The organism is Pseudomonas sp. NBRC 111138 (genome assembly GCF_001320835.1).
GTDB classification, from domain to species: Bacteria; Pseudomonadota; Gammaproteobacteria; order Pseudomonadales; family Pseudomonadaceae; genus Aquipseudomonas; species Aquipseudomonas paracarnis.
Map to the genome: position 1 here is coordinate 1 of NZ_BCBO01000010.1, position 11,024 is coordinate 11,024.

Below are 11,024 nucleotides of genomic sequence, written 5' to 3' on the forward strand. Positions count from 1 at the left end.
CAAAAGCGACTCTATTTCTTGGCCGCAATCATCGCCATGAACGCCGGCATCGCCGCCTGCCTGTCCGCCTCTACCTTCTGCGCATTGGGCATCTCATTCAGGCGCGCCAACAATGCCTTCGCCTTCGGCAACTGCTCCAGCAGGTCCAGCCCAAACAGCTTTTCGCCCACACCGCAGGCCAGGCTGAGGCTGTACATGAAATACAGGTCCGCGAGGGTGAAGCTCTCACCTGCCACATAAGGCGCAAACTTACCGTGCCGGCCTAACGTACCCATCCCAAGCAGCAGCTCGGCCCTGGATTTTTCCTTGATCGCCTCCGGCACCGTCATGCCGAAAAAAGCCTCGGCGTAACACGCCCGCGCAGGCAGTTCGATGTACAGCTCGATCTCACGGCACAACGCCAACACCTGAGCCCGCGCAAACGGGTCGGCGGGCAACAGCGCCGGGCCTTCCTGGCTCTGCTCGAGGTATTCGAGGATGACGCTGGTTTCGTTGATGAACCCCTGCTTCACACCCAGCACCGGCACTTTGCCGCGGGGGCTGACCGCCAAAGCTTCGGGGGTTTGCCCGGCGTAAAAAGGCACTTCTTCGAAGGGCAGTCCTTTCTCCAGCAACGCCAGCTTGACCATGTTGTAGTAGTTGCTGACCGAAAATCCGTAAAGCTTGAGCATCGCAAAGCCTCCAGGCCGGGTGTGGGGTTGGCTGCAAGAGTTATAGATCCTCGAGGGCACCCTGACCAGCAGCATCACCCACCTGAATGGGGGTAGACTGACGCCCTTTCCTTGAGGAGCCTGCCATGAGCGAGCCGACCGATATCGACAACGACGAAGAAGAATTCACCGAGACCACGCTGATCGAAGCCATCGAGAACCAGATCGAGAGCGATAACCCGCCAGCGGCCAAGGCTACGTTCAACAAACTGACCCTGGTGGGTTACGAGCGCGAAGATATCCTGAATCTGATGGCTCACGTGCTGGCGTTCGAGATCGATGCCATGCTCGAAGATGACCGCGCCTTCAATACCGAGTGGTATGAAACGGCACTGCGGGCACTGCCCGAGCTGCCGCCGGAAAAGGAATAACCCCGGTACGCAGCAACACGCTGGACAGTTCGGCAAAGTGCGTTCACCTTATGGCCTGCTAGCCTCTAATAAATTTTAGAAAGTCTGGAGTCCTTATGTCGTATACCCCTGAGTTGGTTGCCGAACTGGAAATCCTTGTACTCTTCCCCTTGGACAGCACCAAGGAAGGCTTGAAAGTCCATCAGACTGCCGCCCCCACTGCCATCGCCGCTGCCAAGCGCCTCCATGCCAAAGGGCTGATCGACCAACCGGACGGGGGCTACCTGACGAGCCTTGGCCGGGACGCTGCCGAGCAAGCCCAAACCCTGCTGACCATCCTCACCACTGCCAGCACCAAAGAAGCCGCCTGATACCTGATACTGCCCATGGAGTCCGCCGCCTGCGGATTCCGCGGGCACTGCTGCGCGGCATACAGAATTCTGACGCCAAAAAGCCATTTCCCTCTAAAACTCCTACGCTACTGTCTGTAAACTCCTGCATGGCCGCCCGCGTCGGGCCCTGCGAGCCAACGAGTTCGACATGACCCGCACCCATGAAATCCGCCCCGATCTGGACGAAGGCATCGACCGCAAGGTGCTGACCCAACTGCGCGCGCGTTTCATGACCCTCAATCAAGGCCGCATGGCCCGGGCCGTCGAGGGGCTGACGCCACGTCAGCAAAGCGTGCTGGCCTTGTTGCCGCTGTTTTTCCACGTCAATCACCCGCTCTTGCCGGGCTATGTCTCTAGCAGCACGCCGGCCGGGCTGTCGAATTTCGAACCGGACGCTCAGGCCCTGGCCGATGCCCAGCGCCTGACCCGTTCGTTCTCCTATAAACCGCGCCACGGCAACCCGCCTACGCCGATCCACGGCTTGTTCCTGATGGGCAGCCTTGGCACCCTGGCCCAGGCCGATCAAAGCGATATGGACGTGTGGGTGTGCCACGCTCCCGACTTGAGCGAAACCGAGCTGGCCGAGCTGCGCAAAAAGTGCCAACTGCTGGAAACCTGGGCCTTGGGCATGGGCGCCGAAGCGCATTTCTTCCTGATCGACCCGACGCGCTTTGTGTTGGGTGATCGCGATACGCAACTGAGTTCCGACGACTGCGGCACCACCCAGCACTACCTGTTGTTGGATGAGTTCTATCGCACCGCGATCTGGCTGGCCGGGCGCACGCCCATCTGGTGGCTGGTGCCGGTCTACGAAGAAAGCCGCTACGCCGAATTTACTCACACCCTGGTGTCCAAGCGTTTTATCCGCACCGATGAAACCCTCGACCTCGGCCATCTGGCTCATATTCCTCCAGGGGAGTTTATCGGGGCCGGGCTGTGGCAACTGTTCAAGGGCATCGAGTCGCCCTACAAGTCGGTGCTCAAGCTGCTGCTGACCGAGGTCTACGCAAGCGAACACCCGAACGTGCGCTGCCTGAGCCTGCGCTTCAAACAGGCGGTGTTCAGCCATCAGGTAGACCTGGATGAGTTGGACCCGTACATCATGGTCTACCGCCGTATCGAGGAGTACCTCAAGGCCCGCAACGAGCTGGAGCGCCTGGAATTGGTGCGGCGCAGCCTGTACCTGAAGGTCAACCGCAAGCTCAGCGCCGGCCAGCGCACCGCCGGTTGGCAACGGCAACTGCTGGAACGCCTGGCGCATGAGTGGAGCTGGGACACGCGCCAACTGGCCCTGCTGGACAGCCGCAGCCAATGGAAAGTGCGCCAGGTCGCCTCCGAGCGCCGTGCTCTGGTCAATGAGTTGAACTACAGCTACCGCTTCCTCACGCAGTTCACCCGCAGCGAACAGACCGCCAGCGCGGTCAATAAGCGCGAACTCAATGTACTGGGCCGCCGCTTGTACGCGGCGTTCGAGCGCAAGGCCGGCAAGGTCGAGTTCATCAACCCCGGCATCGCCCCTGACCTGGCCGAAGATACCTTGACTCTGGTGCAGTCGCCCAACCGCAAGGAGCCGGGCCAACACCATTGGGGCCTGTATAACGGCAACCTTACCGCTCTCGAATGGGAACACTTTGCACCGATCAAACGCAGCCGCGACCTGCTGGAAATGCTCACCTGGTGCCATCGCAACGGCGTGATCGACAGCAGCACCCGCCTGGCGCTGCACCCCGGCACCAGTGACATGACCGAGTTCGAGCTGTTCAACCTGCTGGGCAGCCTGCAACAGACCATCACCCTGCCCCTGGCCAGTGTCGACGAGGTCCGCTTGCTGCGCCCGGCAGTGCCAGAAGAGGTGCTGCTGCTGATCAACGTCGGGGTTGACCCGCTCAAGCATCATCGCGACCTGAATATTCTGATGACCACGGAGCGCACCGACTCCCTGAGCTATGCCGGCGTGCGCGACAACCTGGTGCTGACCCTGGACCAAGTCACACTCAACAGCTGGAACGAAGTGATGGTCAGCCGCTATGACGGCCCGCACGCCCTGCTCGACTGCCTGCGCGACTATCTCAACCAATTGCCATCGAACCATCTGCCACGCCTGCGAGTGCGTTGTTTTTGTCACAACCGGGCACAGTTCATTGCCCAGCGGGTGGAAGAGGTATTCGACACCGCGCAGCATCTGCTGCTCGGCCAAGGCAATCATCGCTACCTGCTCCAGGTGCAGCAGCATTATCACGTCATGGAACTGGTACCGGGCCAAGCCACCCATGTATCACTGCCGACTCAGGACGCGCTGATCGCTTACCTTAGCGAGGAGCTGGCCAGCTACAGCCCGTGGCACCTGGACGCCATGGCCTTGGAAGACCACGACCTGGCGCTGCTGCTGCCCATGGGCCAAGCCGAGTGTGTGCAGGTGTTCTACCGGGTCAATGAAGGCTTCGCCGACGTCTATGTGCTCGACGAATTCAACGCGCTCTGGCAACAGCGCTTGCCGTTTCATGATGAGCAAAGCCTCTTGGCCCCACTGCAACGCTTTTTGCAATCGATCCTGTACCGTCGGGAAGCGCTATCGTCCCTGGACACCCAGCAACCCGCGGGCGAGGTACAGATCCTGTACTACCAACTGTTGCCATCGGGCAACGGCCGGGCGCGGGGCGTGGAGCCACGGCCGGCCCCGCAAGACCCGGCCAACAAGGCGTTTTATGACGTGCAGGCCATCATCGGTAAAGGCGCGCCAGGCCAGGTAGGGATCACCCTGTACTGTAATCAGCGGGAGTTTTCCGAACTGGAATTTGGCGACCAGCTGTTTGCAGTGGTCGCCCGGGAGATCGTCGGGCAACGTCGGGAAACCGAGCGTTACCGCGGCTATATCACTGACCTGGATCTGTCGGGGCTGCTCGGTGATGTGCAAAGCCCAAGCAATCTGTACCTGCGCTATAAAGCCGAACTGGAACAGTCACTCAATGCGGCCTTGGATCAGGTTTAGAGCGGGAAGGCGCCACCATCTTTGGGCTGGCCTTCGACGCTGAGCAATTCCAGCTTGAGGGTCTTGCCGCCAGGCGCCGGCCAGTCGATGTGCTGGCCCACTTGCAGGCCAAGCAATGCGCTGCCCACGGGCGCCATGATCGAAATCTTGCCTTCGTCGGCGTTCGCGTGCTTGGGGTAGACCAGCGTCAGGTGATAGTCCTTGCCGCTGCTTTGTTCACGACAATGCACGCTGGAATTCATGGTCACGACACCCGCAGGCACTTCATCGTGACCAACCACGTCTTCGGCGCGGTCGAGTTCGGCTTGCAACGCTTCGACGCCGGGAAACTCGTCGCCCAAGCGGTCGATCAGTTGCTCCAGACGCTGCACGTCAAGACGGGTAAGAATGATGGACGGTGCGGTGGTCATGATTCAGGCAGACTCCTTTTTTCTGCACAAAAAAGCAAAACCCCGCCAGGAAAAGGCGGGGTTCTCACGGACCTCGATGAATGGAGGTGTATCCGGACACTACCACAGCGACACAAATAAACAAGACGCCGTCAGGTGCTCGCCTTGCGCTGCTCGGCCTCGGCGCAGATCACCCGGCGCCGCGCATCGTCGGCAGAGCGCCATTCCCGGATGTCTTCTACATGGCGAAAGCAGCCAAGGCAGACTTTCCGCTCGTCCAGGCGACACAAACTGATACAAGGTGACGGCACCGCCGGGCTGACATTGCTGAACAGCGGCTTGGGCGGGCGTACGGCTACAGGCTCACTCACCATCAGATCTCGTCGAAATCCAGCTCGACGCCGGTGTATTCCTGAACCAGGCGCATGAGCATCTCACCCAGCAACTCTTCACTCTTGTCGCACTGCCATGTGCCGCTTTCTTCATCGTAGTCGAAGTGAACGCCACCGGAGCGCGCCGCCAGCCACAACTGACGCAGCGGCTCCTGGCGACTGAAGATCAATTGCTGGCCGCTCTCGAACTTGACCGTCAGCACACCGGCCGAGCTTTCCAGGTCCACGTCCAGGCCGCTGTCGTCGAAAATATCTTCCAGCTTCTCTTGGGTGGCATCCACCAGGTCGTGAAAACGGGCTTCGGTCAAACTCATTGTGGCAACCTCAAAAGTGTCTGGTTTTGCTCAAGCGCCGCACGATACGGGCGAGCTTCGCCGATTGCAAAGGATACTGATTTCATCACGGATGACGGTACGAAATATCCCCAGGCATCGTAGCCTGCTTCCCTACTGTCTCGGCAAACCCCCGCCGGACGGGTGGTGCGGCGCATAGGCAAGCTGGCGGGTGGTCGGTATACTCGGGCGCAATTAATGCATATTCAAGGATTTCGCCATGAAGCGCCTGATCTCTTCCCTTGCTGCGCTCGTCGCGGTCGCTTGCCTCGTTAGTGCCTGTGGCCAGAAAGGCCCGCTGTACCTGCCGGATGACAGCAAAGATCCAAACGAACAGGCGCAATCGTCGCAAAAGCCGTCAAAGGCCCATAAGCACGACACCTACTAAGTTAAGGGAAACTTATGGACGCTTTTAACTACCGGGACGGCGAGCTGTTCGCGGAAGGCGTGGCCTTGTCCGCGATTGCCCAGCGCTTCGGCACCCCGACCTATGTGTACTCGCGTGCGCATATCGAAGCTCAATACCGCTCGTTCACCGACGCCCTCGACGGCGTGCCGCACCTGGTGTGCTACGCAGTCAAGGCCAACTCCAACCTGGGTGTACTCAATGTCCTGGCGCGTCTTGGCGCTGGTTTTGACATCGTGTCCCGTGGCGAGCTGGAACGCGTACTGGCCGCCGGCGGCCAGGCGGACAAAATCGTCTTCTCCGGGGTCGGCAAGAGCCGCGAAGACATGCGCCGCGCCCTGGAAGTCGGCGTACATTGCTTCAACGTCGAATCCACCGACGAACTGGAGCGCCTGCAAATGGTCGCCGCCGAGATGGGCGTGCGTGCGCCGATCTCCCTGCGCGTCAATCCGGATGTCGACGCCGGCACCCACCCGTACATCTCCACCGGTCTCAAAGAGAACAAGTTCGGCATTGCCATCGCCGACGCCGAGGACGTGTACATCCGCGCCGCCCAACTGCCGAACCTGGAAGTGCTGGGTGTCGACTGCCATATCGGCTCGCAACTGACCACCCTGCCACCGTTCCTGGATGCCCTCGACCGCCTGCTGGCCTTGATCGACCGCCTGGGCGAGTGCGGCATCTACCTGCACCACATCGACCTCGGTGGTGGCGTGGGCGTGCGTTATCGCGATGAAGAGCCGCCGCTGATTGCCGACTATATCCAGGCCGTGCGCGAACGCATCGAAGGCCGCGACCTCACGCTGATGTTCGAGCCAGGCCGCTACATCGTCGCCAACGCAGGCGTGCTGCTGACCCAGGTCGAGTACCTCAAGCACACCGAGCACAAGGATTTCGCCATCGTCGATGCGGCGATGAACGACCTGATCCGCCCGGCCCTGTACCAGGCCTGGATGGATGTCACCGCCGTGACGCCGCGCACAAGCGACGCCCGCGCCTATGACATCGTCGGGCCCATCTGCGAGACCGGCGACTTCCTGGCCAAGGATCGTGAGTTGGCGCTTGAAGAAGGTGATCTGCTGGCCGTGCATTCGGCCGGAGCCTACGGGTTTGTCATGAGTTCCAACTACAACACCCGCGGGCGCACCGCCGAGGTGCTGGTGGACGGTGATCAAGCATTTGAAGTGCGTCGCCGCGAGACGGTAGCCGAGTTGTATGCTGGCGAAAGCCTGCTGCCGGAGTAAGCCATGCTGCTGCGTTTTACCAAGATGCACGGGCTGGGTAATGATTTCATGGTCCTCGACCTGGTCAGCCAGCACGCGCACATCCTGCCCAAGCACGCCAAACAGTGGGGCGATCGCCACACCGGGATCGGTTTCGACCAGTTGCTGCTGGTCGAGGCGCCGAGCAACCCGGAGGTGGATTTCCGTTACCGGATCTTCAACTCCGACGGTTCCGAAGTGGAACAGTGTGGCAACGGCGCGCGCTGCTTTGCGCGCTTTGTGCTCGACAAACGCCTGACTGCCAAACGCCAGATTCGCGTCGAAACCAAGGGTGGCGTGATCGAACTGGACATCCGCAATGATGGCCAGATCAGCGTCAACATGGGCGCCCCACGCCTGGTGCCGGCGGATATTCCGTTCCAGGCCACCGAGCAGGCCCTCAGTTACCCACTGGACGTGGAGGGCAAAACCGTGGAGGTCGCCGCCGTGTCCATGGGCAACCCCCATGCGGTGCTGCGGGTCACCGACATCAATAACGCCCCCGTGCATGAACTGGGGCCGAAGATCGAACATCACCCGCGCTTTCCGGCACGGGTCAATGTGGGCTTCCTGCAGGTGATCGACCGTAACCGTGCGCAATTGCGCGTATGGGAACGCGGCGCCGGCGAAACCCAGGCTTGCGGCACCGGTGCTTGCGCCGCTGCCGTGGCCGCGATCAGCCAGGGGTGGATGGATTCGCCACTGTTGATCGACCTGCCCGGCGGACGTTTGTCCATCGAATGGGCAGGCCCTGGCCACCCGGTGATGATGACCGGGCCAGCCACGCGTGTATACGAAGGACAGGTCCGTCTATGAGTGAGCCAAGCTAATGACCGATAAGCCTCAAGTACCCGCACACGCTACCCCGAGTGAAAGCCTGGAGGCCGCTGCTGTCGCGGCGTACCTTGAGGCTAATCCGGACTTCTTCGTCGAGCACGAAGAACTGCTGCCGGCCCTGCGCATCCCCCACCAGCGCGGCGATACCGTGTCGCTGGTGGAGCGGCAAATGAAGATCCTGCGCGAGCGCAACATTGAAATGCGCCACCGACTCTCTCATCTGATGGACGTGGCCCGCGACAACGACCGCTTGTTCGACAAGACCCGCCGCCTGATTCTGGCCCTGATGGATGCCGCCAGCCTGGAAGAAACGGTGATCGCCGTGGAAGACAGCCTGCGCGAGGATTTCCAGGTGCCCTTCGTCAGCCTGATCCTGTTCAGCGACAACCCGATGCCGGTGGGGCGCTGGGTCACAGGTGGCGAAGCGCAGACGGCCATCGGTGGCCTGCTGTCCGAAGGCAAGACCGTCAGCGGCACCTTGCGCGAGCATGAGCTGGACTTCCTGTTTGGCGCCGAACAGCGCAAGCAGATCGGCTCTACGGCCGTTATCGCCCTCAGCCATCAAGGCTTGCACGGGGTACTGGCCATCGCCAGCCGCGACCCGGCGCACTACAAAAGCTCGGTGGGCACGTTGTTCCTGACCTATATCGCCGAAGTGCTGGGCCGCGTCCTGCCACGCCACACCACCACCCTGCGCGCGGTGCGCTGATCATGGAGCGGCAACTGGACGCTTACTGCGCTCACCTGCGCAATGAGCGCCAGGTGTCGTCCCACACGCTGGAAGCTTATCGGCGGGACTTGAACAAGGTCCTGGCCTATTGCGAAAAACAGCACGTCAGCAGTTGGAAGGCCCTGGATATCCAGGCCCTGCGCAGCCTGGTCGCCCGGTTGCACCAACAGGGCCAATCCTCCCGCAGCCTGTCTCGCCTGCTATCGGCGGTGCGCGGCCTCTATCACTACCTCAATCGCGAAGGCCTGTGCGACCACGACCCGGCCAATGGCCTGTCACCGCCCAAAGGCGAACGGCGCCTGCCCAAGACCCTGGACACAGACCGCGCCCTGCAATTGCTCGACGGTGCCGTCGAGGATGACTTCCTGGCCCATCGCGACCAGGCAATCCTGGAGCTGTTCTACTCCTCGGGCCTGCGCCTGTCGGAGCTGACGGGCCTGAACCTCGATCAGTTAGACCTCGCCGATGGCCTGGTGCAAGTGCTCGGCAAAGGCAGCAAGACGCGCGTACTGCCCGTGGGCAGGAAAGCCCGCGAAGCCTTGCAGCTATGGCTGCCGCTACGCCTTCTGACCAACCCTGCAGACGATGCCGTGTTTGTCAGCCAGCAAGGCCGGCGCCTGGGGCCGCGCGCGATTCAACTGCGGGTCAAGGCTGCCGGCGAGCGCGAGCTGGGGCAGAATCTGCACCCGCACATGTTGCGTCATTCCTTTGCCAGCCACCTGCTCGAATCCTCCCAGGACCTGCGCGCCGTGCAGGAGCTGCTCGGGCACTCGGATATCAAGACCACGCAAATCTACACCCACCTCGACTTCCAGCACCTGGCAACGGTGTACGACAGCGCCCATCCACGGGCCAAACGCATCAAGGGCGGCGACTCATGAGTATCAAGCTGATTACCTTCGACCTGGACGATACCCTCTGGGACAACGTACCCGTCATCATCAGCGCCGAAGCGTCGATGCGCGAATGGCTGGCGACCCACGCGTCCAAGGTCGGCGACCTGCCCCTTGAGCATTTTGCCAGCCTGCGCCAGCAGGTGCTGCAGCGTCATCCCGAACTCAAACACCGTATCAGCCTGCTGCGTCATCGCGTGTTGATGCATGCGTTCGAGGAGGCCGGTTATCCCCAGCCTGAGGCCACAGAGATGGCGGATGTCTGCTTCGAAGCGTTCATCCACGCACGCCACCAACTCACCGTGTTTCCGGAAGCCGAGCCGATGCTCAAGGCGCTGCGCCAGCACTTCCTGCTCGGCGTGATCACCAATGGCAATGCCGATGTGCAGCGTGTGGGCCTGGCGGACTACTTTCACTTTGCCCTGCGCGCTGAAGATATCGGCATCGCCAAGCCGGATGCACGGCTGTTTCATGAAGCACTGCAACGTGGCGGTGTGGACGCCAGCGCGGCAGTGCATGTGGGCGATCATCCTGGGGATGACATCGCCGGCGCGCAGCAAGCGGGACTGCGGGCGGTGTGGTTCAACCCCACGGGCAAGGCCTGGGAGGGTGACAAGCGCCCGGATGCGCAGATTCGCAGCCTGACGGAGTTACCGCCACTGCTGAGTCGCTGGAGCTAACACTGACCCCAATGTGGGAGCTGGCTTGCCTGCGATAGCGGTGGATCAGTCAACACAGGGCTCGCAGATAGACCGCTATCGCAGGCAAGCCAGCTCCCACAGGGTATTGCAGCAAACCGGTAAATTGCTCCAGGCATGAAAAAGCCCGCAGCGACGGCGGGCTTTTTCTTACAAGCAGGAGGCAGACCTCAGATAGGTCGGCTGCCGTACTTGTTATCCGGCTTCTTCGGTGGATCAGCCACCACGTTGGCCTCGACTTCCTGCACTTTGCCGCCTTTAGCGAGGAACTCTTCCATCGCACGCGCCAGGGCATCGCGCTCTTTGTTCTTGGCTTCAACGCTCGGCAACTCGTCTACCGACACAGCCGCCTTGGCTTTGCCTTTGGCTTTGGGAGCCGCGTCATCGCCAACACTGTCATCGACGTCCTCAGCAACGTCTTCGGCCGCAACTTCAAGACCGTCTTCGGTGTCGTCTTCATCACCTACTTCGAGGTCGTCTTGTTCCAGATCATCGTCGCTCATGTTCTACCTCATGACTTGCGAAAAGCAGATTAGTTATAGCCCAGCTTCACCCTCTGTCGAGGTTGCCGGAAAAAAATCAACATCCACTGGATCACCAGTGGCTTATGCCCCTTCACCATGCAAGGTGGCGAGGACTTTACG

Annotated in this window: 14 protein-coding genes; 9 read left to right on the top strand and 5 right to left on the bottom strand. The window is 61.1% G+C overall.

Annotated features, from left to right (window positions below; genetic code table 11):
- Positions 1–11: 11 nt before the first annotated feature.
- On the bottom strand, positions 12–671 hold the full coding sequence (locus APH41_RS01655; protein ID WP_034129047.1) for a glutathione S-transferase family protein: 660 nt from the start codon (positions 669–671) through the stop codon (positions 12–14).
- A gap of 125 nt (positions 672–796) precedes the next feature.
- On the opposite strand from APH41_RS01655, the gene APH41_RS01660 reads away from it, so the two are divergent.
- The 3 genes from APH41_RS01660 to APH41_RS01670 all read left to right on the top strand — a co-directional run bounded on the left by APH41_RS01660 (position 797) and on the right by APH41_RS01670 (position 4,441).
- Positions 797–1,081, top strand: a complete 285-nt coding sequence (locus tag APH41_RS01660) for a hypothetical protein (RefSeq protein ID WP_014720450.1) — start codon at positions 797–799, stop codon at positions 1,079–1,081.
- A 95-nt stretch (positions 1,082–1,176) separates the two neighbouring features.
- Positions 1,177–1,431, top strand: a complete 255-nt coding sequence (locus APH41_RS01665) for a TIGR02647 family protein (RefSeq protein ID WP_003195403.1) — start codon at positions 1,177–1,179, stop codon at positions 1,429–1,431.
- 169 nt (positions 1,432–1,600) lie between these two features.
- Entirely contained in the window at positions 1,601–4,441 is a 2,841-nt protein-coding gene (locus APH41_RS01670) for a class I adenylate cyclase (RefSeq protein WP_054917110.1), read from the top strand.
- Here the strand turns inward: APH41_RS01670 and rnk are convergent.
- The 3 genes from rnk to cyaY all read right to left on the bottom strand — a co-directional run bounded on the left by rnk (position 4,438) and on the right by cyaY (position 5,536).
- Entirely contained in the window at positions 4,438–4,851 is a 414-nt protein-coding gene (rnk, locus tag APH41_RS01675; RefSeq protein ID WP_034129049.1) for a nucleoside diphosphate kinase regulator, read from the bottom strand. The genes APH41_RS01670 and rnk overlap by 4 nt on opposite strands.
- A 131-nt stretch (positions 4,852–4,982) precedes the next feature.
- Positions 4,983–5,204, bottom strand: coding sequence for a DUF1289 domain-containing protein (locus APH41_RS01680; protein ID WP_186353363.1), 222 nt, complete (start codon positions 5,202–5,204; stop codon positions 4,983–4,985).
- Positions 5,204–5,536 carry an iron donor protein CyaY gene (gene cyaY / locus APH41_RS01685; RefSeq protein WP_054896013.1) on the bottom strand — a complete coding sequence of 111 codons (333 nt, stop codon included), beginning with the start codon at positions 5,534–5,536 and terminating at the stop codon, positions 5,204–5,206. Before cyaY ends, APH41_RS01680 begins: the two co-directional genes overlap by 1 nt.
- Before the next feature lie 238 nt (positions 5,537–5,774).
- Here cyaY and APH41_RS27775 point away from each other — a divergent pair, with 238 nt between their 5' ends.
- Genes APH41_RS27775 through APH41_RS01710 form a run of 6 tightly spaced genes read left to right on the top strand, consistent with a single transcriptional unit; the run spans position 5,775 to position 10,362 of the window.
- Entirely contained in the window at positions 5,775–5,942 is a 168-nt protein-coding gene (locus tag APH41_RS27775) for a lipoprotein (RefSeq protein ID WP_003195417.1), read from the top strand.
- Between the two features lie 14 nt (positions 5,943–5,956).
- Positions 5,957–7,204, top strand: a complete 1,248-nt coding sequence (gene lysA, locus APH41_RS01690) for a diaminopimelate decarboxylase (protein WP_054917111.1) — start codon at positions 5,957–5,959, stop codon at positions 7,202–7,204.
- A gap of 3 nt (positions 7,205–7,207) precedes the next feature.
- Positions 7,208–8,038: a diaminopimelate epimerase gene (gene dapF / locus APH41_RS01695; protein WP_034129052.1), complete on the top strand. Its 831-nt coding sequence runs from the start codon at positions 7,208–7,210 to the stop codon at positions 8,036–8,038.
- Positions 8,039–8,051: 13 nt separating this feature from the next.
- On the top strand, positions 8,052–8,768 hold the full coding sequence (locus tag APH41_RS01700; RefSeq protein WP_054896015.1) for a DUF484 family protein: 717 nt from the start codon (positions 8,052–8,054) through the stop codon (positions 8,766–8,768).
- Between the two features lie 2 nt (positions 8,769–8,770).
- Positions 8,771–9,670, top strand: a complete 900-nt coding sequence (xerC, locus tag APH41_RS01705; RefSeq protein WP_034129054.1) for a tyrosine recombinase XerC — start codon at positions 8,771–8,773, stop codon at positions 9,668–9,670.
- Positions 9,667–10,362: an HAD family hydrolase gene (locus APH41_RS01710; protein WP_014720460.1), complete on the top strand. Its 696-nt coding sequence runs from the start codon at positions 9,667–9,669 to the stop codon at positions 10,360–10,362. Before xerC ends, APH41_RS01710 begins: the two co-directional genes overlap by 4 nt.
- A 188-nt stretch (positions 10,363–10,550) precedes the next feature.
- On the opposite strand, the gene sutA is transcribed toward APH41_RS01710, so the two are convergent.
- Entirely contained in the window at positions 10,551–10,883 is a 333-nt protein-coding gene (gene sutA / locus APH41_RS01715; RefSeq protein ID WP_014720461.1) for a transcriptional regulator SutA, read from the bottom strand.
- Positions 10,884–11,024 lie beyond the last annotated feature (141 nt).

What these genes read in the sequence shown, in the direction of transcription:
- APH41_RS01700 (WP_054896015.1), top strand. Translation starts at nt 8,052, where the DNA reads ATGACCGATAAGCCTCAAGTACCCGCACACGCTACCCCGAGTGAAAGC.
- APH41_RS01655 (WP_034129047.1), bottom strand. Translation starts at nt 671, where the DNA reads ATGCTCAAGCTTTACGGATTTTCGGTCAGCAACTACTACAACATGGTC.
- APH41_RS27775 (WP_003195417.1), top strand. Translation starts at nt 5,775, where the DNA reads ATGAAGCGCCTGATCTCTTCCCTTGCTGCGCTCGTCGCGGTCGCTTGC.
- lysA (WP_054917111.1), top strand. Translation starts at nt 5,957, where the DNA reads ATGGACGCTTTTAACTACCGGGACGGCGAGCTGTTCGCGGAAGGCGTG.
- APH41_RS01710 (WP_014720460.1), top strand. Translation starts at nt 9,667, where the DNA reads ATGAGTATCAAGCTGATTACCTTCGACCTGGACGATACCCTCTGGGAC.
- APH41_RS01665 (WP_003195403.1), top strand. Translation starts at nt 1,177, where the DNA reads ATGTCGTATACCCCTGAGTTGGTTGCCGAACTGGAAATCCTTGTACTC.
- APH41_RS01660 (WP_014720450.1), top strand. Translation starts at nt 797, where the DNA reads ATGAGCGAGCCGACCGATATCGACAACGACGAAGAAGAATTCACCGAG.
- sutA (WP_014720461.1), bottom strand. Translation starts at nt 10,883, where the DNA reads ATGAGCGACGATGATCTGGAACAAGACGACCTCGAAGTAGGTGATGAA.
- cyaY (WP_054896013.1), bottom strand. Translation starts at nt 5,536, where the DNA reads ATGAGTTTGACCGAAGCCCGTTTTCACGACCTGGTGGATGCCACCCAA.
- APH41_RS01680 (WP_186353363.1), bottom strand. Translation starts at nt 5,204, where the DNA reads ATGGTGAGTGAGCCTGTAGCCGTACGCCCGCCCAAGCCGCTGTTCAGC.
- xerC (WP_034129054.1), top strand. Translation starts at nt 8,771, where the DNA reads ATGGAGCGGCAACTGGACGCTTACTGCGCTCACCTGCGCAATGAGCGC.
- rnk (WP_034129049.1), bottom strand. Translation starts at nt 4,851, where the DNA reads ATGACCACCGCACCGTCCATCATTCTTACCCGTCTTGACGTGCAGCGT.
- dapF (WP_034129052.1), top strand. Translation starts at nt 7,208, where the DNA reads ATGCTGCTGCGTTTTACCAAGATGCACGGGCTGGGTAATGATTTCATG.
- APH41_RS01670 (WP_054917110.1), top strand. Translation starts at nt 1,601, where the DNA reads ATGACCCGCACCCATGAAATCCGCCCCGATCTGGACGAAGGCATCGAC.